At 64.1% G+C, this 21,371-nt stretch carries 21 protein-coding genes; 9 read left to right on the top strand and 12 right to left on the bottom strand.

Features of this window, described 5'->3' with window-relative positions; translation table 11 throughout:
* Positions 1-14: 14 nt before the first annotated feature.
* The 4 genes from cobJ to cobG are packed head-to-tail and all read right to left on the bottom strand — an operon-like array spanning position 15 to position 4,505.
* A complete protein-coding gene (gene cobJ / locus ACTHNZ_RS03860; RefSeq protein ID WP_440541171.1) occupies positions 15-1,736 on the bottom strand; it encodes a precorrin-3B C(17)-methyltransferase in 1,722 nt (573 codons plus the stop codon).
* Positions 1,724-2,458 (bottom strand): precorrin-2 C(20)-methyltransferase, encoded by a 735-nt coding sequence (locus ACTHNZ_RS03855; RefSeq protein WP_440541170.1) that lies wholly within the window; start codon positions 2,456-2,458, stop codon positions 1,724-1,726. The genes cobJ and ACTHNZ_RS03855 overlap by 13 nt, the downstream gene beginning before the upstream one ends.
* Positions 2,455-3,081: a precorrin-8X methylmutase gene (locus tag ACTHNZ_RS03850; RefSeq protein WP_440541169.1), complete on the bottom strand. Its 627-nt coding sequence runs from the start codon at positions 3,079-3,081 to the stop codon at positions 2,455-2,457. The genes ACTHNZ_RS03855 and ACTHNZ_RS03850 overlap by 4 nt, the downstream gene beginning before the upstream one ends.
* Entirely contained in the window at positions 3,078-4,505 is a 1,428-nt protein-coding gene (cobG, locus tag ACTHNZ_RS03845) for a precorrin-3B synthase (protein ID WP_440541168.1), read from the bottom strand. The genes ACTHNZ_RS03850 and cobG overlap by 4 nt, the downstream gene beginning before the upstream one ends.
* 200 nt (positions 4,506-4,705) lie before the next feature.
* Between cobG and cbiE the strand changes: the two genes are divergently transcribed.
* The 6 genes from cbiE to ACTHNZ_RS03815 all read left to right on the top strand — a co-directional run bounded on the left by cbiE (position 4,706) and on the right by ACTHNZ_RS03815 (position 9,618).
* Positions 4,706-5,935 carry a precorrin-6y C5,15-methyltransferase (decarboxylating) subunit CbiE gene (cbiE, locus tag ACTHNZ_RS03840; protein ID WP_440541167.1) on the top strand — a complete coding sequence of 410 codons (1,230 nt, stop codon included), beginning with the start codon at positions 4,706-4,708 and terminating at the stop codon, positions 5,933-5,935.
* A gap of 12 nt (positions 5,936-5,947) precedes the next feature.
* Positions 5,948-7,051 (top strand): cobalt-precorrin-5B (C(1))-methyltransferase, encoded by a 1,104-nt coding sequence (locus ACTHNZ_RS03835; protein ID WP_440541182.1) that lies wholly within the window; start codon positions 5,948-5,950, stop codon positions 7,049-7,051.
* Entirely contained in the window at positions 7,048-7,821 is a 774-nt protein-coding gene (locus ACTHNZ_RS03830) for a cobalt-precorrin-6A reductase (protein ID WP_440541166.1), read from the top strand. Before ACTHNZ_RS03835 ends, ACTHNZ_RS03830 begins: the two co-directional genes overlap by 4 nt.
* Positions 7,818-8,543, top strand: a complete 726-nt coding sequence (gene cobM, locus ACTHNZ_RS03825) for a precorrin-4 C(11)-methyltransferase (RefSeq protein ID WP_440541165.1) — start codon at positions 7,818-7,820, stop codon at positions 8,541-8,543. The genes ACTHNZ_RS03830 and cobM overlap by 4 nt, the downstream gene beginning before the upstream one ends.
* 3 nt (positions 8,544-8,546) lie before the next feature.
* Positions 8,547-9,107 (top strand): cupin domain-containing protein, encoded by a 561-nt coding sequence (locus tag ACTHNZ_RS03820; RefSeq protein WP_440541164.1) that lies wholly within the window; start codon positions 8,547-8,549, stop codon positions 9,105-9,107.
* A gap of 133 nt (positions 9,108-9,240) precedes the next feature.
* Positions 9,241-9,618, top strand: a complete 378-nt coding sequence (locus ACTHNZ_RS03815) for a VOC family protein (protein WP_440541163.1) — start codon at positions 9,241-9,243, stop codon at positions 9,616-9,618.
* Positions 9,619-9,667: 49 nt separating this feature from the next.
* Here the strand turns inward: ACTHNZ_RS03815 and ACTHNZ_RS03810 are convergent, their stop codons facing one another.
* The gene (locus tag ACTHNZ_RS03810) at positions 9,668-10,594 is read right to left on the bottom strand and encodes a threonine/serine dehydratase (protein WP_440541162.1); all 927 of its coding nucleotides are present in this window, start codon (positions 10,592-10,594) and stop codon (positions 9,668-9,670) included.
* Positions 10,591-11,580 (bottom strand): nitrilase-related carbon-nitrogen hydrolase, encoded by a 990-nt coding sequence (locus ACTHNZ_RS03805; protein ID WP_440541161.1) that lies wholly within the window; start codon positions 11,578-11,580, stop codon positions 10,591-10,593. The genes ACTHNZ_RS03810 and ACTHNZ_RS03805 overlap by 4 nt, the downstream gene beginning before the upstream one ends.
* A gap of 121 nt (positions 11,581-11,701) precedes the next feature.
* Between ACTHNZ_RS03805 and ACTHNZ_RS03800 the strand changes: the two genes are divergently transcribed.
* From ACTHNZ_RS03800 to ACTHNZ_RS03790, 3 genes are all read left to right on the top strand, one after another.
* Complete coding sequence (locus tag ACTHNZ_RS03800; protein WP_440541160.1) at positions 11,702-12,445, top strand: IclR family transcriptional regulator; 744 nt, start codon at positions 11,702-11,704, stop codon at positions 12,443-12,445.
* 245 nt (positions 12,446-12,690) lie between these two features.
* On the top strand, positions 12,691-14,322 hold the full coding sequence (locus ACTHNZ_RS03795) for a hypothetical protein (RefSeq protein ID WP_440541159.1): 1,632 nt from the start codon (positions 12,691-12,693) through the stop codon (positions 14,320-14,322).
* A gap of 428 nt (positions 14,323-14,750) precedes the next feature.
* On the top strand, positions 14,751-15,692 hold the full coding sequence (locus ACTHNZ_RS03790) for a LysR family transcriptional regulator (RefSeq protein WP_440541158.1): 942 nt from the start codon (positions 14,751-14,753) through the stop codon (positions 15,690-15,692).
* A gap of 46 nt (positions 15,693-15,738) precedes the next feature.
* Here the strand turns inward: ACTHNZ_RS03790 and ACTHNZ_RS03785 are convergent, their stop codons facing one another.
* The 6 genes from ACTHNZ_RS03785 to ACTHNZ_RS03760 form a co-directional block, all read right to left on the bottom strand.
* The gene (locus tag ACTHNZ_RS03785; RefSeq protein ID WP_440541157.1) at positions 15,739-16,086 is read right to left on the bottom strand and encodes a DUF4148 domain-containing protein; all 348 of its coding nucleotides are present in this window, start codon (positions 16,084-16,086) and stop codon (positions 15,739-15,741) included.
* A gap of 262 nt (positions 16,087-16,348) precedes the next feature.
* Positions 16,349-17,458: an alcohol dehydrogenase catalytic domain-containing protein gene (locus ACTHNZ_RS03780; RefSeq protein ID WP_440541156.1), complete on the bottom strand. Its 1,110-nt coding sequence runs from the start codon at positions 17,456-17,458 to the stop codon at positions 16,349-16,351.
* Between the two features lie 74 nt (positions 17,459-17,532).
* On the bottom strand, positions 17,533-18,066 hold the full coding sequence (locus tag ACTHNZ_RS03775; RefSeq protein WP_440541155.1) for a carboxymuconolactone decarboxylase family protein: 534 nt from the start codon (positions 18,064-18,066) through the stop codon (positions 17,533-17,535).
* Between the two features lie 22 nt (positions 18,067-18,088).
* Positions 18,089-19,096, bottom strand: a complete 1,008-nt coding sequence (locus ACTHNZ_RS03770) for a VOC family protein (RefSeq protein WP_440541154.1) — start codon at positions 19,094-19,096, stop codon at positions 18,089-18,091.
* Between the two features lie 54 nt (positions 19,097-19,150).
* Entirely contained in the window at positions 19,151-20,476 is a 1,326-nt protein-coding gene (gene eno / locus ACTHNZ_RS03765; protein WP_440541153.1) for a phosphopyruvate hydratase, read from the bottom strand.
* A gap of 122 nt (positions 20,477-20,598) precedes the next feature.
* On the bottom strand, positions 20,599-21,180 hold the full coding sequence (locus ACTHNZ_RS03760; RefSeq protein ID WP_440541152.1) for a cupin domain-containing protein: 582 nt from the start codon (positions 21,178-21,180) through the stop codon (positions 20,599-20,601).
* Positions 21,181-21,371 lie beyond the last annotated feature (191 nt).

Genomic DNA, 21,371 nt, shown 5'->3' with positions numbered 1-21,371 from the left:
CCACGCGTAGGCCGTTAGCCGTGGCGCTCATCCTCGTACCAGCGCGGCGTATAGATCCATTCGCCGTGCGGCCCGCCTGCGATGCCGCGCGTCGTCGACGAGCCGATGATGACCATCGTTCGCATATCGACCTGCGACGATTGCAATTCGCCGAGCGTCGTCGTCGTCAACGTCTCGCCCGGCCGGCCGACGTCACGCCCGAGCACGACGCGCGTGCCGGCGCCGCGTCGGCTGCGAACGATCTCGAGTGCGCGGTCGAGCTGCCAGGGACGAGCGCGCGAGATCGGGTTGTAGAGCGCCATGACGAAATCGGCCGCGGCTGCGTGTTCGAGCCGCGTTTCGATGATGCTCCACGGCTTCAAGTTATCGGAGAGCGACAGCATGCAGAAGTCGTGGCCGAGCGGCGCACCGGCTTTCGCGGCCGTCGCCATCGCCGCGGAGATGCCGGGCACGATGCGCAGGTCGATCGCTTTCCAGCTCGGGTCGTCGCTGGCATCGAGCGCCTCGAACACCGCGGCCGCCATGGCGAAAACGCCGGGATCGCCCGACGATACGACGACGACGCGCTGTCCTTCGCACGCGAGCGCGAACGCGTGTCGCGCGCGCTGCAACTCTTCTCGGTTGTCGCTGCAATGCAGACGTTGATCCGCGCGAAACGGACCGGCCATCTTCACGTAAGTCTCGTAGCCGAGCACGTCGGTGGCTTCATTCAGCGCCGCGCGTGCATCGGGCGCCATGAGGCCGGCGCTGCCTGGCCCGAGCCCCACGACGGTGAGGCGCCCCCGCGGGCGACCGATTCGGTCCCCATCGATCGGAGCCCGAGCGACGCCCAGCGCGATGCCATGCATGTCCGAGGTCCTGACTTCGTGACTCGTAGGTAGCGAGTCGGCGAGCAGTTGCGCCACGTCTTTCGGGCTGCCAGCCGCAAAGCGCAGCACGACGCCCAGATCATGCGCCGCCGCTTCGACGGCCAAGTCGCTCATCCGAGCCGCAGGCGCGAGCAGCGCCGCCAGCGATTGTGGTGCAAACCCGTGCTCCCGCAGCGCCGCAACGACGATGTCGGCAGTTATCGGGCCTGCTTCGGGAATGGCCGCGACGATGCTGCGAGGATGAATGACGAGTTCGTCTTTACGCCCATCCGATGCGCGCGGCGTTACCCGAATCGTGAGCCGAGCGGCATCGTCTTGCGGTATTTGAGCTTCGTCGAGCCAAGGCGCTTCGCCGTCGATGCGCGCCGTTTCGCCGGCGAGCAGATCGGACACGAAGTGCTTGCCTTGCTCCAAGTCCGCTAGAAGATAGCCGTCGGGCGGATTGAGCAGGCAGGTGCCGAACCTCAGTTCGCCGCTCGTCGTGATGGCGGGCGCGACGCTCAGCGCTTGGGCGATTTCGCGTGCGAGCACGTTGACGCCGGCCAGCCCGCCGAGCAGCGGCACGACGGCACTGCCGTCCTCGGCCACCGCCAGCACGGGCGGCTCGATGCCTTTGTTGGCCAGCATCGGCGCGATGCAGCGGATGACGATGCCCGCTGCGCAGAGCGCGATGATCGGCGTGCCCTGCGCATAGAGCATTCGTAGATGCTCGCTCAGGTGCGCATAGCTGCGGTCGGTTTCGCCTTCGACCCGCGTTTGAAGCCCGTGAATCAGTGCGCCGGGACACGCGGCGCGAATGCGCCGGGCGGTGCCCAACGCGCTGCGCCCGAGCACGACGATCGCGGGTGCGGCGATCACCCCTGCCATTTTTGCCCCGGCACGATCAGCAGCGAAAAGTAGGGCGACGCCATCGGATCGACGTCTTCCAGCGGCACGATTCGCTGATTGAGCATCGTGGCGCGCTCGACATAGCGCGCACGGCCGGCGAGCCCGAGCTCGTCGAGCACGCGGCGGACCTTATCGAAATTGCGTCCGAGCTTCATGATGACGGCGGCATCGGTATCCGCGAGCTTGCGCTTCAGTTCCTCTTCGGTCATGACGCCGGAAAGGATCGAGAGGCTCTGATTCCGATAGACGAGCGGCGTGCCGAGCACGGCAGCCCCGCCGAGCATCGAGCAGACGCCCGGCACGACTTCGACCGAAAACTCGGGCGAGAGCCGATCGTGCAGATACATATACGAACCGTAGAACAGCGGATCGCCTTCGCAGACGACGGCCACGTCGCGCCCAGCCTCGAGATGCGCGCCGACGACGCCTGCGGCGGTATCGTAGAAGTCCGCGATGATGGCTTCGTAGGACAGCGGCGGCTCGAGCGTCTCCGTCGTCACCGGATAAACGAGCGGCAGCCGAATTTGCCCTTCGGCGAGGTGCGTTTCGATGATGCTGAACGCGTTGCCCTTCTTGCCCTTTGCGACGAAGTACGCGACGACGGGCGCGGCCTTCAGCAGGCGCAGCGCTTTGAGCGTCAGGAGCTCCGGGTCGCCCGGGCCGACGCCGATGCCATAGAGATGTCCACGGTGATTCATCATTCGATTTCCGATGCGAGTGCGTTGACGGCCGCGGCGGCCATGGCGCTGCCGCCGCGCCGGCCCTCGACGATCACGTAGGGGACGCCGCGGCTATCGGCCGCCAGCATGGCCTTCGACTCCGCCGCGCCCACGAAACCGACGGGAAAGCCGAGGATCAGCGCGGGGCGCGGTGCGCCGGCGTCGAGCATGTCGAGCAAGTAGAAGAGGGCCGTCGGCGCGTTGCCGATCGCGACGACGCTGCCTTCGAGCCACGGGCGCCAGAGCTCGAGCGCGGCCGCGGAGCGTGTGTTGCCGATCGTTCGCGCGAGGTCGGGCACGGTGGGCTCGCCGAGCATGCACAGCACGGGATTTAACGCGGGCAGCCGCGCGCGCGTTACCCCGTCGGCCACCATGCGGGCGTCGCAAAGAATCGGCGCGCCGTTTGCCAGAGCCTGGCGGCCCGCCGCGCCGGCACCTTCCGAGAAGCGTATCGATTGGGCGATATCGACCATTCCGCACGCATGAATGACACGCACGACGAGTTTCTCGAGATCCGGCGGCACGCCGGAGAGATCCGCTTCAGCTCGGATCGTTGCAAACGATTGGCGGTAGATGGCTTGTCCGTCGCGGACGTAGTCGATCATGGAACTTGAACTCCGGCCGCTTCGCGAAGACATGTCACGGCCTCTTCGATGGTCAAATGGATGCCGATGCGCTCGCCGAAGCGTGCGGCACCGTCGAGCAGTGGCGACGAACGTTCGCTATCGGCCGCTTGCCTTCGGCGATAGAGGTCGTAGCGAGCCGGTGCCACGGCCAGCAATGTATAGGGCGCGCAATGCGCGGCCGCGCACGAACGCCGGCATCCGCTCAGATGGGCTTCGATGCCGGCGGGAAGCTGCTCGGCCAGCGCTAGCGCATCGGCTTTGGTATCGGCCATCCCCTTCACGCATCCGGTCGATCCCGCGCAAGCAATGAGGCGTGCGACCGGGGCTTTCGCATCGAGCACGAAACCGAGCGAGCGAAGCCCATCCAGAGCTTGCGGCACGGCCCGCTCACCGACGTTCGGCATCAATACGCCTTGCCAAGGGGTCAATCGCAGCGAGCCGTCGCCGAGCGCGGACGCAAGTTCGGCCAGCCCCCGCAGCGTCGCCGTACCAAGGCGTCCTAGCGGCGGTTGCCCCCCAACGTGCCAGAAACCGGCATTGCTTTGCGCGTGGGCGCCGAATCGCCGAGCCGAATCTGTGGGCGCGCGCCGCCATGTCTCGATATCCGAGCCCCGCTGCAGATCGATGCCGGCCTTTGCCGCGGCGTGCGCGAGCACCGCGTGGCGATCGTGCGAGCGCAGCAGGTCGCGCATGCGATTTTCGTCGCGAGCGGCCAGATCGAGGAACGTATGCAACAGCGCCCGCATCAAGGCGACGATATCGTCCGCCCGTACCGCGGCGAGCGCATCGCCGCCGTGCGCCGACGGCTGCCCCGCGAGACCGACGGCAAACCGCGCTTCGCCCGGGACGCGCGCCGCGGGCGGCATGGCCGCGAACCAAACGTCGTGCGGATGATCGAGCGCTGCCAGTCGTTCGCCACCGTCGAGCAACACGGAGAATTTCGGGGAGAGCTCGGCAACGCGCGGCTCGCTTTGCAGCAGCGCGAGGATCCGTTCCGCGAGCGGCACCGTGTCGTGCAACGCATCGACGTCGAGACCAGCGGTTGGGCTCAGCAGCAGATTGCGTGCGTCGTCGGCAATCGCCGCTTGCTTCGCGGCCAGCACCGGATCGAGGGATTCCGCGGCGCCGAGGCGGGGACCGAGCCCGGCATCGGACAGCCGCTGGCTGAGCGGCGTTTCATCGCCGGCTTTGACGCCGCGCAACTGCAGATTGCCCCGATTCGTCAGTTCCACGAGACCCGACGCATGGAGGTCGGCCGCATCGGCAATCGCCAGCGCTTGCCGCGCGTGCAGCTTCCCGCCGGGCAGTTTGATGCGGCATAGCCCGCCGTCGCGCGCGGCGACGATGCGCGAAAGCGCGGGACATGCCGACGGCCGAAGCGAAGAAGACGGAGGGTAGCCCAAGATTCAACGGAGTTGGCGTCGCCGGGCCGCCACGTTACCCCGGCAAATGGAACGCTGACGGGCAAAATGCTGCCCGGCTGTGGCTTGCGCGAACGATCTGAGCGCCGGCAAAGCGAGTATTATGCCCTGTTTGCAACGGTGCGAATACCGCGGGCCGGCGGCAAGCGGTGATCGGAACGAGTACGACTGGCGAGGAAGTGATGGTGCCTTGGCTTACGGTGGTCGGCATCGGAGAAGACGGTTTTTTCGGATTGGGGCGGGCGGCGCGGCGCGCGCTGCTCGATGCCGCGATCGTGATCGGGGGAGAGCGTCACCTTGCGATGCTCCCGGCCCGCATTCGCGCGCGGCGAGAATCGTGGCCCACACCGTTCGACGTTACCCGTATCGCGGCATACGAAGGCATGCACGTTTGCGTGCTGGCCAGCGGCGATCCGATGCTGTTCGGCGTTGGCGCGACGCTTGCGCGCGCGTTCCCGCCGGCGCAAATGCGGATCATTCCCGGGCCGTCCTCGTTGTCCTTCGCGGCTGCGCGCCTCGGATGGCCGTTGCAAGGCGTCGCCACCGTCTCTTTGGTCGGACGGCCGCTCGCAACGCTCAATGCGTATGTACGCGAGGGAACGCGCGTGCTGATCTTGAGCCGAGACGGCACATCACCGCTCGAAATTGCCGCGTTACTGAACGAACGCGGATTCGGCCCGACGCCGATGACCGTATTCGAAAACCTCGGCGGCCCGCGCGAGCGCCGCATCGATGCGCGAGCGGAAACCTGGCGGGACGAAGCGGTCGGTCCCCTGAATATCGTGGCGCTCGAGTGCCGAACGAACGGCGGCCATGCCTTGCCGTTGACGAGCGGATTACCCGACGGCGCCTTCTTGAATGACGGCCAACTCACCAAGCGCGACGTTCGCGCCGTGACGCTTGCGCGTCTCGCGCCGGCTCCCGGGGCGATGCTGTGGGATGTCGGTGCCGGATGCGGATCGATCGGGATCGAATGGATGCGCGCCCATCCCGCTTGCAAGGCGATTGCGATCGAGTCGAACCCTCGAAGACAAGCATTCATCGCTCACAACCGAGATGCGCTCGGCGTGCCCGCGCTGCGATTGGTCGAAGGGCGCGCGCCCGACGCGTTGAGCGGGTTGCCCGCGCCCGATGCGATCTTCATCGGCGGCGGCGTAACCGCGGCAGGCGTGCTCGATGCCTGCTGGTCGAGCTTGCGCGAAGGCGGACGGCTCGTGGCCAACGCCGTCACGCTGCAAGGCGAGGCCGCGCTCGTGCAATGGCGTGATCGTTACGGCGGAACGCTGACGCGCATTGCGGTCAGCGAGGCACAGCCGCTCGGCGGCTTCGACGCCTGGCGGGCGGCATTGCCGATCACGTTGTACGAGACGACCAAAGCGGCTGGCGCCGAGCAGCCCGTGCCGAACGAGTGAGCCGACGTGACGATGCGAGAAGAGACCCCGGACGAGCCGCGCCCGCTGCGCAGCGGCTACACGACAGGAAGCTGCGCAACCGCCACGTCGCTGGCGGCGGCACGCCTGCTGTTGGCTGGCGTCGACAGCGATTGTGCCGAGATCGTTCTCCCCAAAGGGCAGCGCGTGTCGCTGCCGTTGACCTTTTGTCGTTTGATCGACGCGGCGGACAGCGCCGCGGGTGCCGAGGCGGGGACGATCAAGGATGCCGGCGACGATCCTGACGTCACGCACGGCGCACTCGTTTTTGCGCGCGTGCGTCTCAGTCCCGAGCCCGGCGTTCGTTTCCACGCGGGGCCCGGCGTGGGTACCGTCACGCGAGCAGGCTTGACCTTGGCGGTCGGCGAGCCGGCGATCAATCCGGTGCCGCGCCGCATGATGTCCGATCACCTCACGGAGCTCGCCGCGGAACACGGTTACGCGGGCGGGTTCGAGGTCACGATCGGTGTGGCCGGTGGCGAAGCGCTGGCTCTGAAGACGATGAATCCGCGGTTGGGCATTGTCGGCGGGCTGTCGATTCTCGGCACGACCGGTATCGTCCGGCCGTTTTCGTGCTCGGCCTATATCGCGTCGATCCACCAAGGCATCGACGTGGCGCGCGCGAACGGTTATATGCACGTCGCGGCCTGCACGGGGAACGCCAGCGAAGACGCGATGCGCGCCCACTACGGCCTGCCTGACATCGCGCTGATCGAGATGGGCGATTTCGTCGGTGCCGTGCTCAAGCACCTGCGCCGGGCGCCCGTTGCGAAGCTCAGCCTATGCGGCGGCTTCGGCAAACTCAGCAAGCTTGCCGCGGGACATCTCGACTTGCACAGCAGCCATTCGAGCATCGATTTGCCGCTGCTCGCGCAATGGGCGGCCGAAGCAGGCGGCAGCGATGCCTTGCAAGCCGAGATCCGCGCCGCGAACACGAGTCAGCAAGCGCTTGCGATGGCAACGGCGCACGGCGTTGCGTTGGGCGACGCTGTTTGCCGCCATGCACGCGACGTCGCTCGCGCCATCGTTCCACCCGAGGTAGCGGTGGAAGTGTTCGCGATCGATCGCGAAGGGCGGTTCGTGGGAGTCGCGCGGTGATGCGCATCTTGCTTCTCGGGGGCACCGGCGATGCATTGAAGATCGCGCGCCGGTTGAGTGCCGGCGATGTTTATAGCCTTGCGGGGTTCGGCAAGATTGCCGGCGATTTGCCGTGCGAGGTCCGCGTCGGCGGCTTCGGGGGTGGAGAAGGGCTCGCTCGTTATATCGAAGCCGAGCATATCGGCTTGGTCGTCGATGCGACGCATCCCTACGCCGCGCGGATCAGCGCGAATGCCGCAGCGGCGTGCGGATTCGCAGGCGTGCCGTGCTGGGCGCTGCGCCGGCCGCCCTGGGAAGCTCGGGCCGGCGACGATTGGCGATTCGTCGACGGATGGGACGAACTCGTTGCCGCGATGGCGGCGTTCACTCGCCCGTTGTTCACGCTCGGACGAGCGCCGCTGTCGCATCTCGGCGAAATTCCCGCGCATCAATATTGGACGATCCGTTGTCTCGACGAACATCCGGGCAACGAGCGGGCGCGCGTCATCGGCGCACGAGGCCCGTTCACGTTGGACGGTGAGCGAACCTTGTTCGAGCAACACCGGTTCGATGTCGTGATCAGCAAGAACAGCGGCGGGGCGGCCACGGAGGCGAAGCTCGAGGTGGCGCGCGAGCGCGGCGTGCCGGTCATCATGCTGCAACGTCCGGCTTTGCCGAACGTCGATCGAACCTTCGAAACCGCGGATGCGCTGCTGGCCGCGCTCGAAACGTTGCGTACGGAAAACGTTGTCCGGATAATCCGGCCCGTCCCACCACGGAGCGAAGCATGACGGTGTACTTTATCGGCGCAGGCCCCGGTGATCCCGAACTCGTCACGGTCAAAGGGCAGCGCTTGATCCGCAGTTGCCCCGTGATCCTGTACGCAGGTTCGCTGGTGCCGGACGCGGTGCTGGCCGAGCATACGGCCGAACTCGTCGTGAACACGGCTGATCTCGACCTCGATGCGATCGTGGCTCTGCTGGTGCAGGCCCATGCCAAAGGGCAAGACGTCGCGCGCGTGCATTCAGGCGATCCGTCGTTGTATGGTGCGATCGGCGAGCAGATCCGCCGAATCCGGGCGTCGAACATTCCCTACGAAATCGTGCCGGGCGTGACTGCCACGGCAGCATGCGCGGCCACGCTCGGTTGCGAGCTGACGCTGCCGGGGGTGTCGCAAACGGTTATTCTCACGCGTTATGCGACGAAGACGTCGATGCCCGCAGGCGAGCATCTCGCCGATCTCGCTCGCCACGGCGCGACGATGGCGATCCATCTCGGCGTGCGGCATCTCGCGCGGATCGTCGACGAATTGCGGCCGCATTATGGCGACGACTGCCCGATCGCCGTCGTGTATCGGGCCAGTTGGCCTGACGAAGAGCGCGTGACCGGCACGCTGGCGGACATCGTCGGCAAGGTGGCGCAAACGGACATCGCCCGCACCGCGTTGATTCTCGTCGGGCGCGTGCTCGCGGCCGAGCAATTCGACGAATCGACACTGTATGCTCCGGAATGAGTCATGAATCCCACCCATCAAGTCAAGCAACGCCTGATCGACCGCTTCGGACTCGCACCGCATCCGGAGGGCGGCTACTACCGTGAAACGCATCGCGATTCGGCGCGCGTCGCACGAATCCTCGGGCCGGCGGCCCCCGGCAACGAAAGCGGGGGGATTGCGCGGTCGGCATCGACTTGCATCTACTACATGCTGTGCGACGGCGCTTATTCGGCCTGGCATCGGATTCGGTCCGACGAGGTCTGGCATTTCTATGCAGGCGATCCGATCGACGTGCATGTCATCGACGCGAAGCATCACCTGAGCACGCATCGGCTCGGCAACGCCTTGACGCGAGACGACGCCGACTTCCAAGTGATTGTCCCATCCGGCTGCTGGTTCGCCGCTGAGCGTTCCGCGCTCGCGCCCGAAGCGAATGCCGCCGGCTTCGCACTCGTCGGCTGCACGGTCGCGCCCGGATTCGAATTTGCCGATTTCGAGCTAGCCGACGTCGAAAGGCTGTCGGTCGAGTGTCCTGAACACGCGGCGGCGATACGGCGGCTACGACCGCGGGCGACCGCGTAGAAATCGCGCAGTAAGCGACGCAACCGAGGAACCGAGGAACCGACGCGGCGCAATTTTTGCAAAGCACGCTTGCAGGTGCCTGTCGGAAAATCGTGGCTCCGTTATTCGAATCCCTCGACGAAGGAGAAAGGACATGTTGGACCATGTATCGATCGGCGTGCGAGATCTCGCGAAGACGAAAGCGTTCTACGATTCGGTGCTCGGCACGCTCGGTTATCGCTGCCTGCGCGCGGAATCGGAATTGCTAGGCTACGGGGCGGACTCCGTGCAGCTTTGGATTTCCCCGTCCGCGAGCCCCGTTGCGCCCGACATGCAATCGGGCCTGCACTTCTGTTTTATCGCGCCGACGCGCGCGAGCGTGGATGCGTTCCATTCGAAGGCGATCGCAGCCGGCGCGCAGGACAACGGCGCGCCGGGCATCCGCCCCGATTACTCGCCCGGGTATTACGCCGCGTTCGTGATCGATCCCGACGGGTATCGGCTGGAAGCCTATTGTCACGTCAGCGGTTAGCCCTGGCGGTTGCGCACGACGCTTATCGTGCGCAACGCTTGTTCGTTTCTCAAGCGATCGACGCCGGATCGGCGTTGCCTCCGCAGATCACGACCGCGACTTTCTCCCCGGGCGAGCGCACGTAAGCGCCCGAAACGAGTGCGGCGAAGGCGGTTGCGCCGCCCGGTTCCGAGACGATCCTGAGCTTTTCCCATAGCACCTTTTGCACTTCCCGAATCTGCTCGTCCGACACCAGCACCGAGTCGTGCACGGCCGGAAGAAGAACGGAAAACGGCACGTTGCCGATGCGGCGGCACCCGAGAGAATCCGCCGCGATGCCGCCCGTCTCGACATCGACGGGGGCGCGAGCGAACAACGCGCGATTGAACGTCGGACATCGCTCCGGTTCGACGGCGACGATCTTCGCGCGCCCGGCGAACCACGCGGCGATACCGCCGATAAAGCCGCCGCCGCCAACGGAAACGAGCACGGTATCGACATCCGGCACCTGCGCGTCGAGCTCGATTGCAAGGGTGCCTTGCCCCGCGACCGTCGCGGCATCGTCGAAAGCGTGCACTTTCAATGCGCCCGTTTCAGCTGCCCTCGCTTCGCTCGCCGCCAGTGCCTCGACATAGTTGCTGCCGGCGACGACGACCCGCGCGCCGAGTTGCGTCAGCACGTTGCGCTTCAGTTCCGTTGCAAGGCTCGGCACATAGATCTCGGCCGGCACGCCCAGCTTTTGCGCCGCATAGGCAACGGCGATACCGTGGTTGCCTCCCGACGCCGCGATCACGCCCGCGCGCGGAAGATCGGCGCTCAGCAGACGATTGAATGCACCGCGGGGCTTGAACGAGCCCGTGACCTGCAGCGATTCGAGCTTGAGGAATGTGTCGCCGGACACGTCGAACCAGCCGGACTCCAACCGGATGACGGGCGTGGTGCGAATGTAGGGAGCGATGCGCTCCGCAGCCGCGGAAATGTCTTCTTTCGTGATCATTTGAGCCGATCCTCGTAATGGGCTTGTTGCTCGTGGGCAGCAGCGATGACGGTCACCGGCGCTTGACGACGCTCATCCACCGTCAGGCGAAAAACGTCCGGGCGACTGTAATGCCCCGTCACATCGAAATCGAACTTACCGCGCGCAATATTTTTCAAATCTATCTCCGCCGTGAGAATGGCTTCTTCGCCGAACGCGGGGCCTGCCAGAATGCGTCCGAACGGATCGACGATGCAGCTTCCGCCGGCTTGCACCACCGTTTCCGGATCGTCTCCGAACAGGCTCGCGTAGGTGTCGGGGAAATCGCTTCTACGGAGAAACTGATTGCTGGCAAGGACATAGCATCGGCCTTCGACGGCAATGTGCTGCATCGATGCGATCCACGAGGGCCTCGAATCGGCCGTCGGCGCGCAGTAAAGCTGAATTCCCTTCGCGTACATGGCTGCGCGCATCATGGGCATGTAGTTCTCCCAGCAGATCACGGCGCCGAGTTTCCCGAGCGGGGTATCCAGAACGGGCATCGTCGAGCCGTCGCCATAACCCCAGATCAGCCGTTCGGCGCCGGTGGGCATCAGCTTGCGATGCTTGCCTAGAAAATCGCCGGCCGGTCCAAAAAACAGGACACAGCAATAAAGGGTTCCGGCATCGCGTTCGATCACGCCGATCACCAAATGGACGCCGTAACGCCCCGCGATAGCCGCAAGTTCGTCCACGCACGGCCCCGGCACGTCAATCGCCGATTCCCAATACTCGCGGTAAGCGTCTCTTCCTTCGTCGCTGCGCCCGCCGACATACGAGCCGAACGCATGCCCCTTGGGATAGCCGCCCACGAACGCTTCCGGAAAAACGACGAGCTTGGCGTTGCGGGACACCGCTGAGGCGACCAGATCGTCGACCTTTGCCAAGGTGCGGCGCTGATCGAAAGGAACGGGGGTGCCCTGGATGACGGAAGCGATCCACGGCGCCTCCATGTTCGACTCGTTCATTGTCATCTCCTTGTGTATCTATAGTGAACATGTTAGTATCAATAAAGAACACTATAGTCGCTCGCCCGATGTTGGGCAAGTGACGCGTATTCGTCTGCGTTCACCGTTGAGGAGCGAGGAGATGGGAGAAATCGCGACAGTCAATAGCGTCGACCACGCCATTCGTCTCGTCGAACTGATGGCCGGTTCGGAGATCCCCCTCGGCGTCAGTCAGATGGCGCAGTCGCTGGATTTGCCGCGCGCGACGGTTTATCGGCTGCTCAAGACGTTGGGCCAGCGCGAGTGGGTCATTCAGGACGACAAGACGTATCGCCTCAGCTTCCGCCTAACGGAGCTTTTTCGCGGCGCGGGTGTGGGCGCGCAGGCGGCGCTGGCGGAACGCATCACGCCGGTGCTGCGTCGCCTGGTGAACGAAACGGGGGAGACGGCCCACTTTGCGGCGCTCGACGGCGATCGCGTCGTCTACCTCGCGAAGGTCGATTCTCCGCATCCGATTCGCATGTTTTCGCAGATCGGCTGGCGCGGACCGCTGCATGCGACGGGGGTGGGCAAGGTCCTGCTCGCCGCGACGGAAGCAAAACTGCTTTCACGGATCTGCGATCAGGGGCTAGAGCGATTCACCGCTAAGACGATCGTTGAGAAAGCTAAGCTCGAGGCGGAACTGGCGCAGATCCGCAAGCAAGGCTATGCGTTCGATGACGAAGAGTTGATCGAGGGGCTGACTTGCGTGGCCGTGCCGGTGATGATCGGAGAACGGATTCGCGGCGCGATCTCGGTCGCAGGCCCGACGGCTCGAATCGGCGATCCGGAGACGTTGGCGAACCGCCTCAAAGCCGCGGCGAAAACGTTGTCGAGTTCGGTGTAGGGGCCGCCTCGTTGTAGTCTGGCGTGACTGCTATACTGCGCCGACAACCAGGGTGGATTAACCACTCGGAGACCGCAGGAGACCGAGTCATGGGCGCAAAGGGACCGTTGGAAGTCGTCAGCTCGCGCGAGTGGATCAGGCGTACCGCGCTGACGCTCAGTTCGCGCAGTGCGAGCACCGTCCGCATCGATACCGCATACGCAGCCTGGTGGAACGCACGCTTCGACCGGGCCAAGGCCGCCACGTTGCGCGACGCGCTCGAAGACTACCTGGCCGAGAAGGGGGGTGACTGGTCAAAGGTGCCGCGCAACACCGAAAGCGGCGGCCTCATGCAATACATCCACCAGCAAGCGAAAGCGGTTGCACCGCCGCAACCGTCGGCCGCGGCGGCGCGCGACAGAATCCGGTCTTTCGATATCCCGCACTCTCGCTATGGAGTGCTTTACCTGCTGGGCAACATCGACGTCGACATGAACGCCTTCACCATCGCCATGGAAGGGGTAGGCGCGGTGGGCGGCGCCATCGGATCCGGCTTCGCGACGAACATGAGCCATCTGAACAGCGCCACGCAGGCCGCCCGACATGTCTCGGTAGCGGGGCACGAAGTATCGGCGCGGGCAATCGTCGGCGCGGGCTCGGCAGCCGCCAAATCGGCGCCGAGAGCAGGCAAGACGCTCGACGAGACTTTCGGCATCAGCAACGCCGCCACGAGGGAGCGGCGCTGGGCAAAGACCGGCACCGTCCGGCCCGCCATGGACAACGCGAGCAGCGGTCCGATCAAATCCAAGGTCACTTGGACGTACCCGACCACCCAAGCCGGCTTCGAGATGATCAAAGAGGATCCGGCGCTGTTCCTGAACCCTTGGGTCCTGCCGACCACGCTGGTGGGCGCGGCGCTCGTGACCGTCACGGAAACGCTGAACAACCTGCGGCGCGAGATCGAAAGCGCAGTCACTTGGGCCTTCGAGAAGATCAAGAACGCGTTGCTCGGCACGTCGGCCAGCACGTTCAACGTTGCAGGCGGTATCGTCCGCTCCTTGATCAAGGTGGTGGTCACGCAGTGCCTCGCGAGCGCGGCGCCTTTCGTCGGTGCGGCCATCGATCTGGGCGCGGGCATTATCAAAACCTTGCGTGCCGCGGCGGAAAAGGTCGGCGCCTGGCTCGAGCGGCGCCGGATCGAACTGAACGCCGGACACCCGGAATTGATCGCAACGGCGCTCGAGGGCGAAATGCAGGCGGGGCTTTTCCAGGGGCTGTGGACCACGCTGAAGGGGGCCGTCTCGATGGCGCTGAGTTCGTTCCTGCCGGGAGCCGGCAGCCTCGTATCGGCCATCGTCACAGGCGTTGAATGGCTGGTGAAATTCTGCTTCCGGCTGTGGGAGCAGAGCAAGATCCACGCATTTCTCGTCAAGGCGCGCGAACTGTACCTGCACGAGCGCGAGCTGGCCAAGCGCGACCCGGGCGCGGGTGGCCTGGAGTTTCAGCCGAACATGGATCCGAGCAAAGGCGGCATCATTCACGACGTGGACAAGTTCACGGCCTTCTTCCAGGAAGGCTGCGACGCGAGCCCGTTGATCCCGATGCTCACCCTGAACACCGGCATTTGCGGCAGCCTGATGACGCTGGTCAATCTATTCAGGGACGAGCAGGTAACCGGTCGCGAAGTGGTGGATCGGGCAACCTACGGCAGCGGGGAGGCTTATTTTTCCCGGCTCAAGGCTTTCGGCGCGCAGTACATGCAGAGTTCCGGCTTCAAGTTCTCGGCGCGCCAGTCGGAAACGCGCGGAAGTATCCAGGGCCTGCTCGATCACGCCGTGCATCATCACGGGCGGGATACGATGGCGGGCAAGGCTGCGGCGTTCCTCTCCGCGAGCTGATAGAAAACGAGGGCGGTGCGGGCGCCAAGTGGCGGGATGAGTTTCGGCGCCGTCGAACAGGCTGCAGGGACGGCCAATGTCATCGACATAGCTGTCGCCCATTATTTCGAAGCCCAACGACTGAACTCCACCAGTTCGTCTTGGTAGGCATCGTTTGCAGCCTCTCCAAGCATTCCACCCAGGTTACTACCGATCATCACCAGGCCACGGCTCGAGCCGATTCGGGCTGAGTTCGCTTGGCAGCATCCATGCCTCGGGACGCCGCCTTACGATCTCGTTTATGTTATGCTAACGATAGCATTTTGGGGTAGGCCCGTTACCGGGCGCAATGGGCGTTTCGGCGCGTTGAGAAGCGCCGCACCTTCCCCCTCTAGCACACCGCTGGACATTCCCCCCATGTCTCGCGAAGCGCCGATACGACACAGTTTATGGACACACTTCACTGTATGCGCATTTTTGCAAAGGTTGCGGTCGAGGGCGGCTTCGCGGCCGCGGCGCGCAAGCTCAATCTGACAACGTCCGTGACTTCGCGCGCCGTATCGTCGCTGGAGAATCATCTAGGCTCTCGGTTGCTGCACAGAACGACGCGACATACCGCATTGACGGAAGCAGGCGAGCGCTATTTTCATCGATGCAGGCAGATTTTGGACAATATCGATGAAGCGGAGGCAGAGGCGAACGCCGCTCGCCAGCATCCCTCAGGCTGCTTGCGCGTGCATGCGTTGTCGAGCTTCGGTCATCATCTCGTGGTGCCGACGGTGTTGCGATATCAGGAGCAATTCCCGTCACTGCGAGTCGAACTCACGTTGTCGGGTACCGTGCCCGACATACTGGTCGAAGGCTATGACGTATCGATCGTGGTCGCCCCTTGTTTGCCGGACTCGGGGTTGATCAGTATTCGACTCGGAAGTACGTCCGGCGTGGTTTGCGCATCGCCGCGCTACCTCGCCGCTCACGGTGAACCCAAGACGCCCGATGACCTCCGGCATCATCACTGCCTTCAGTTGGCAACGCCGGTGTTTCCGTTCAATAGATGGATCTTCTCCGGCGCCGATACGCCCGTCGCCGTCGAGATCGGCGCACCTCGTTATGCCGTCAATATCGTTGAGGCGCTCGAGCCAGCAGTCAGGAGCGGTTTGGGGATCGGCATTTTGCCAGCAGCGGTCGCGCTGCCCGGCTTGCGTTCCGGCGCACTGGCGAGAATCTTGCGCGGCTATGACGTGCAGCCGGTCATCGTCCACGCACTGTATCAATCGCGGCATTTCGTCGACGCGAAGATCCGCACGTGGATCTCCTTCATGCGCGAGGAACTGCCGTCGACTTTCGAGGCGGATCATCGCGCATTGGCTTCCATAGACGGCGCGCGGTGACCATTGGGGCTGAAGGATGCGAAGTTGCACACCGGCCGCGGACGAGTTAGTCACCAACGTACAGCGACGCCCCGTTATCGAGGTAAAGCGATTTTGGCGGAGTCGCCACGCGTGAACCGGCATCGGTCGTTCCCCCGGGCCTGCCGCCATACGCGTTCGTCATGGCGGCGACGGTTGCCGCGCCGGATCGTGCCTCGGCGGCCTGCAAATCGTCTGGAAACTCGATGTTGCCGCCGGCCGGTGAATACCCGGAGTTCTCGAGTTGCACGAGTTCGTGCCTCACCTGCGCGCGCGTTGCCGGCGTGGGGTTGTTCGCTTGCGCGAGGGCGGCGAGCGGTGCCGTGGTGGCCATTGCAATTGCAATGGCGATGGTCTGTATCAGCGATTTCTTCATGGCTACCTCTGCGTTTGACTGCGACATCCGTTGTCGATCTCGATCGATTGATTGCAACCGATGTATGCAGTGTAGAGAGGCAAACGATTAGGGTGAATACCTACGGTACGGAACGCACCGTTGCCGGCTATGCGGGTAATCGGCGATCGCGTGAAGCATGATGCGCGCGCATGAAAAAGGCCAGCTCATCGGCTGGCCAACGGGCGCATCGTCACCCGGAGCAGGGGAGCGGCGCCTGTGCGGCGCTCGCAAAATGGAAGGCTTAAGGAATGACGATGTAATTGCTGAAGCCGCCGTCGCGATCCTTGAGGCCCGAGATCGCTTCGTTGACGCGCGACAACGGGAATTTGCGATGTTCGAGATAGTGGAGATCGAGCGCGCCGGTGCCGACCATATCCGCCATTTCTTGGCCTTGAGCCGTCGTGAACCAGTTCGAGCCGATCAAATGAACCTGCTCGTCCATCAGCCATTTGACGTCGATGGGAAGCTCCTCGGCCACGCCGCCGACGTTGACGACCTTGCCGCCGCGCCGAACGCCTTTCATCGAATCCAGCATCGTCGACGCGGGGGCTTTCGCGCCGAGCGCACTGATCACGAAATCGACGCCATCGCCGCCCGTGAGCGACTTCGCCCAATCGCCGACCGAGCCGTCGCCGAGCTTCATGACTTCGATGCGATCCGGTGCGATGGCCTTGATGCGCTGAAGCAGGTGCTCATCGCGCCCCGTGCCGAGAATGCGCGTCAGCCCCATGGCGAGACCTAGCATGGTCGAGGCCACGCCGAGCGTCCCCGTGATGCCGTCGATCAAGGCGACTTGTCCCGAGCCAGCCTGCGCATTCTTCAATGCGCCGTAAGAAGTGCCCAAATAGCCGAAGCGGCCCGCTTGCTCGAAACTTAGATTGTCGGGGAGGTTGACGAGTGCATATTCGGGCGCCGTCATATACTCGCTGAAGCCGCCGTACGGGTATAGATCAAAGATGCGTTGGCCGTCGCGGCTCGTGCTGAAGTAGCCGTTGAGCGTGTAGTAGCGGCACTCGCTGCGCCGGCCTGCCCGGCAGGCCTTGCAAGACCCGCAAGAACGCAGCGGGCTCACATAGACTCGGTCGCCGGGCTTTGCATTGATGACGGCTTCGCCGACTTCTTCCACGACGCCGGCCGGGTCGAGCCCGAAAATCGCGGGAAACTCGGGCAGCGGCTGATGTGGGAACCATGTCGGCCAGTTGTTGATGACATTGGCCATGTTCGGCACGATGCCGCATGCCTTCACGCGCACGAGCACATCCGTCGGCCGCGGCTTTGGGATGGGAATCGTATCGAGCGTCATTGGAGTGCCGAGAGCGTGCAGCCGCGCTGCAACCATTGTTCTTTCCATGTCTACCTCTATGCTTGTCAAATCGCCGTGCTTGTGTGTTCGTCTCCGCTAGCGCCGTGCGACGCCATCGCGTCTCACCGATAGCCGTCTTCGAGTTCGATGCCGAGCGCACCCATGATCCGAACGCCGGAGTTGTACCAAGCGACGTTCAGCGCCAATTCGACGAGTTGGCGCTCGTCGAGAAACGCGGCGACGCGCTGCCACGTTGCGTCGTTGACGTCGACCTTCAGCGTCGATTCCTTTGCCACTGCCATAACGGCGCGCTCTTCTTCGCTAAAAAGAGGCGACGTCTCGAAGTCGGGAATGGCTTTCAGCTGCTCGGCGCTGATGCCGGCCTTCAACCCATGTGACTGATGATGCGCGATCTCGTATTCGGATCCCGTGCAGTGGCCCACGGTGAGGATCGCCATCTCGCGAAGCTTGGGGCTGATCGACGATGCCCGGATCGCGTTCGCGTAGGAGAGGAATTGATCGAGGATGTCGGGCGCGTGCGCGAGTGCGCGAAAGATGTTCGCGGTCGGGACCTTGCGCTCGCGTTCGAGACGATCGAACAAGGCGTCGTTGACGCCGACGAGGTCGGAACGTTGTAGATATTTGACGCGTGCCATTTGATGGTTACCGTATATGAGTTCAGTCGAGAGCCGATTGCTTCTTGACGTAGGTTTCGAGCGTCTCGGGTTTGGGTTTGCTCGGCGTTTCGACGATTTCGGCGCCTTCGAATCGAGAGGCTTCGAAATACCACCGGTGCGGCGCGGGCAACCCCCAGCGCACGCTCGTGTTGAGCGAAGCCGCATCCCAGCGAACCGGCTCGACCTCGACATCGATCGTTTGATAGTGGCCATCGCACAACTCCACGCGGTGGCCGTCCGGGTCGCGCAGATAGACGAACAGCATTCCGCCCGGGCCATGGCGTCCGGGGCCGCGCTCGACTTCATGCGCATAGCCGTAGATGCCCGCTAGATCGCAGGCGGTGAAGATGTCGTGCGACTCGGGGACGATGTACGCGAAGTGATGCATGCACGGCCCGTCGTTCTGCACGATGGCCAGGTCGAGGCACGTGCCCTTGCGGTACATGAACGCACCGAGCAGCGTTTCGCCGTGAGCGAGATACTCCGAATTGCGAAAGCCGAGCTTGCTGTAAAACTCGCACGACTTGTACGTATCGGGCGAAAAGATCTGGTAGTGGTCGATGCGTTGAGCGTGCGCGCCCTTGAATTTATCGCGCTCGAGATAGAGGCGCGGACGCGTTTCCATCCGGGCGCAAAGCTCGATTTTCGTGCCGAACGGGTCTTCGACATGCAGCGTCCGCCCTTGGTGCGCGACGTCGACCCATTGCGCCGGCAACCCCTGCTCCTTGAAGAAGGCACAGGCGAAATCGAGGTCCTCGTCGAGAAAGACGCGAAAGCCGATACGCTTGCAGGTCGATGCTGCGTTCTTCGACTGAATCAAAACGAGGCTGTGATGGCAAGCCTCGGACAGCCCCCGCAAATAGCAGATATCGCCGGTTTCTTCCGTGACGACGAGGCCGACGATGTCGACGTAGAACTCGCGGCTCTTCGCCAAGTCGGCGACGTTCAAGACGATGTGACTCGCGCGCGTGATATTGAACGGCGGCTTTAGATCGACGGTGGGTAGCATGGATGTTCTCGCTGAATTTGTCGTGCCAAGAGATCGTGCAAACGATGGCTAACGTTAGCACTCAGAGTGCGTGTTGCCGAGGCCGGCGGTGCGCGCACGGGAAAACGGCAGCGCGGCCCATCCGCTGAACAGCGCCTGTTTTCCGAGCGCTTCTTCGATGCGCAGCACTTCGTTCCATTTCGCCATCCGTTCGGAGCGCGAGAACGAGCCGACCTTGAGCTGACCGGCGTTCCAGCCGACGGCCAGGTGCGCGATCGTCACGTCTTCCGTTTCGCCCGAGCGTGCCGAGACGATCGTGCCGAATCCGGCTCTTTTCCCCGCACGCAGCGCGGCGTGCGCTTCGCTGACCGTGCCGGCTTGGTTGGGCTTGATTAGCACGGCGTTGACGGCACCCGATGAGGCGGCTGCCTCGACGCGCGCGGCGTTCGTCACCAGAAAGTCGTCGCCGATGATTTGACAGCGCGCGCCATAGGTTTGCGTGAACTGGCGAAAGCCGGCCTCGTCGTCCTCGGCCAACGGATCTTCGATCGATATGATCGGATAGGCGTTCAGCCAGCGCCCGAGCATGTCGATTAGTTGAGCGGTGTCGAGCGTGCGCCCGTCCAGCGCAAGCGTATAACGGCCGTCGCGCCCGAATTCCGATGCGGCGATGTCGAGCGAAATGCCGACGTCCTTGCCAGGGCGCAAGCCGGTATCCGAAATCGCGCGCGTCAACGCTTCGAGCGCTTCTTCATTGCTGTCGAAAGCAGGCCAATAGCCGCCTTCGTCAGCGACGCCTTGCAGTTTGTCTGCTCGCTTCATGAGTGCGCCCGCGGCGCGATACACCTCGGCGGTCCATTCGAGCGCTTCGCTGAAGCTGCCTGCCGATGGACACATCACCATGAAATCCTGAACGTCCACGCGGCGGGCCGCGTGTGCGCCGCCGCCGAAGATCTGGATTTCTGGCAACGGCATCAGCACCTGGCCGTCGCCGGCCAGATAGCGCCAGAGCGGTTGAGCGCTGCTCGCGGCTGCGGCATGGAGGACGGCCATCGAAGTCGCGACCACCGCATTGCCCCCGAGCCGGCTCAAGTTCGGCGTGCCGTCGAGCTCGACGAGCGCTGCATCGATACCCGCCTGATCATAGGCGTCCTTTGCGCGCAGCGCGCTGGCGATCGGTCCATTGACGCCTGCCAACGCATTCGTGACGTCGAGCCCGCCGAAGGCGTTGCCGCCATCGCGCAGATCGACGGCTTCGCCGGTGCCCGTGGAGGCGCCCGCGGGGGCGATGGCACGACCGCTCGCGCCGTTCGCGAGCGCGACTTCGACTTCGACGGTGGGGCGGCCGCGTGAATCCCAGACGCGGCGCCCGCGGAGGTTGGCGATCGTTGCATCAGTCATGGTTTTCTCTTTGTGTCTTCGTGTGTATCGCCGTGGCGAAGTGTTGGGTCCGCGGAAGGGTGTGTTTTCGCTCGACCGTCGAGCAGATGAACGCCGGCAAGCGGCCGTATTTCCATTCGGGCTCAGGGCGCCGCGTCCTTGGCTGCGCCGATCAAGATGAACGCGAGCGTCGCTGAGCGGTTGCTTTTGTTGCGCCAGGCATGGCGAGTCCCGTTTTGAACGACGACATCGTGCTGGCGCAGCACCTCGGCGCGCCCGCCGTCGAGTTCAAGCCAGATCTCGCCATCGAGCACGATGCCGTAGTCGATCGTCGGGGTGGTATGCATGCCGTCGGCTTCGAACAATTCCGCGAGGCCCGGGCTGATCGTCAGATTCTCGGCAGCGGCAGCGGCCGGATCGAAACCCGGCGCACCGAATACGCTGTCCGGCGGAAACGTCACCACGAGAAAGCGGGTGCCAGAGCGCGGCGGAACGATGCTCGTGACCGACAACGTCGGGTCGGTGGGCGCGGACGACAATGACGGCGCGGGGTCCGTGGCCCAAATGAGCCTGGACATCATGCCCGGAATGTGCCGGAATGCGTCGGAACGGGGCGCCACGCCGTCGTGCGCGACCATCGATGCGCCGGTTTCGTCACGCCCCGTGACAACCCGGCGTATCGCCAGCGGCACGCCATCAAGAGAGGCACGATTCGCTTGGCTCACGGCTATTCTCCCGATGTAAGACGGAGGCGGCACGAGGGCGGGAGGGCGAACCGGCCCGAAGGGCTTGGCTCTGCGCGGCATGTCCGATGCATGGCTCGTCTCCATGTTTGCTAACGTTAGCATCGATTCTGGCAGCGCATTGTTCAGTCTGTCAAGAGAGGAGATGCATGAACCCTGTTGCATAAGATCCA

The sequence above is a fragment of the Trinickia sp. genome (assembly GCF_051953955.1).
Taxonomy (GTDB): domain Bacteria; phylum Pseudomonadota; class Gammaproteobacteria; order Burkholderiales; family Burkholderiaceae; genus Trinickia.
The sequence above is the reverse complement of the archived record's forward strand: the minus strand, read 5'-3'. Positions and strand labels throughout refer to the sequence as shown.

What these genes read in the sequence shown, in the direction of transcription:
- cobJ (WP_440541171.1), bottom strand. Translation starts at nt 1,736, where the DNA reads ATGGCAGGGGTGATCGCCGCACCCGCGATCGTCGTGCTCGGGCGCAGC.
- ACTHNZ_RS03855 (WP_440541170.1), bottom strand. Translation starts at nt 2,458, where the DNA reads ATGATGAATCACCGTGGACATCTCTATGGCATCGGCGTCGGCCCGGGC.
- ACTHNZ_RS03850 (WP_440541169.1), bottom strand. Translation starts at nt 3,081, where the DNA reads ATGATCGACTACGTCCGCGACGGACAAGCCATCTACCGCCAATCGTTT.
- cbiE (WP_440541167.1), top strand. Translation starts at nt 4,706, where the DNA reads ATGGTGCCTTGGCTTACGGTGGTCGGCATCGGAGAAGACGGTTTTTTC.
- ACTHNZ_RS03835 (WP_440541182.1), top strand. Translation starts at nt 5,948, where the DNA reads ATGCGAGAAGAGACCCCGGACGAGCCGCGCCCGCTGCGCAGCGGCTAC.
- cobM (WP_440541165.1), top strand. Translation starts at nt 7,818, where the DNA reads ATGACGGTGTACTTTATCGGCGCAGGCCCCGGTGATCCCGAACTCGTC.
- ACTHNZ_RS03820 (WP_440541164.1), top strand. Translation starts at nt 8,547, where the DNA reads ATGAATCCCACCCATCAAGTCAAGCAACGCCTGATCGACCGCTTCGGA.
- ACTHNZ_RS03815 (WP_440541163.1), top strand. Translation starts at nt 9,241, where the DNA reads ATGTTGGACCATGTATCGATCGGCGTGCGAGATCTCGCGAAGACGAAA.
- ACTHNZ_RS03810 (WP_440541162.1), bottom strand. Translation starts at nt 10,594, where the DNA reads ATGATCACGAAAGAAGACATTTCCGCGGCTGCGGAGCGCATCGCTCCC.
- ACTHNZ_RS03805 (WP_440541161.1), bottom strand. Translation starts at nt 11,580, where the DNA reads ATGAACGAGTCGAACATGGAGGCGCCGTGGATCGCTTCCGTCATCCAG.
- ACTHNZ_RS03800 (WP_440541160.1), top strand. Translation starts at nt 11,702, where the DNA reads ATGGGAGAAATCGCGACAGTCAATAGCGTCGACCACGCCATTCGTCTC.
- ACTHNZ_RS03790 (WP_440541158.1), top strand. Translation starts at nt 14,751, where the DNA reads ATGGACACACTTCACTGTATGCGCATTTTTGCAAAGGTTGCGGTCGAG.
- ACTHNZ_RS03785 (WP_440541157.1), bottom strand. Translation starts at nt 16,086, where the DNA reads ATGAAGAAATCGCTGATACAGACCATCGCCATTGCAATTGCAATGGCC.
- ACTHNZ_RS03780 (WP_440541156.1), bottom strand. Translation starts at nt 17,458, where the DNA reads ATGGAAAGAACAATGGTTGCAGCGCGGCTGCACGCTCTCGGCACTCCA.
- ACTHNZ_RS03775 (WP_440541155.1), bottom strand. Translation starts at nt 18,066, where the DNA reads ATGGCACGCGTCAAATATCTACAACGTTCCGACCTCGTCGGCGTCAAC.
- ACTHNZ_RS03770 (WP_440541154.1), bottom strand. Translation starts at nt 19,096, where the DNA reads ATGCTACCCACCGTCGATCTAAAGCCGCCGTTCAATATCACGCGCGCG.
- eno (WP_440541153.1), bottom strand. Translation starts at nt 20,476, where the DNA reads ATGACTGATGCAACGATCGCCAACCTCCGCGGGCGCCGCGTCTGGGAT.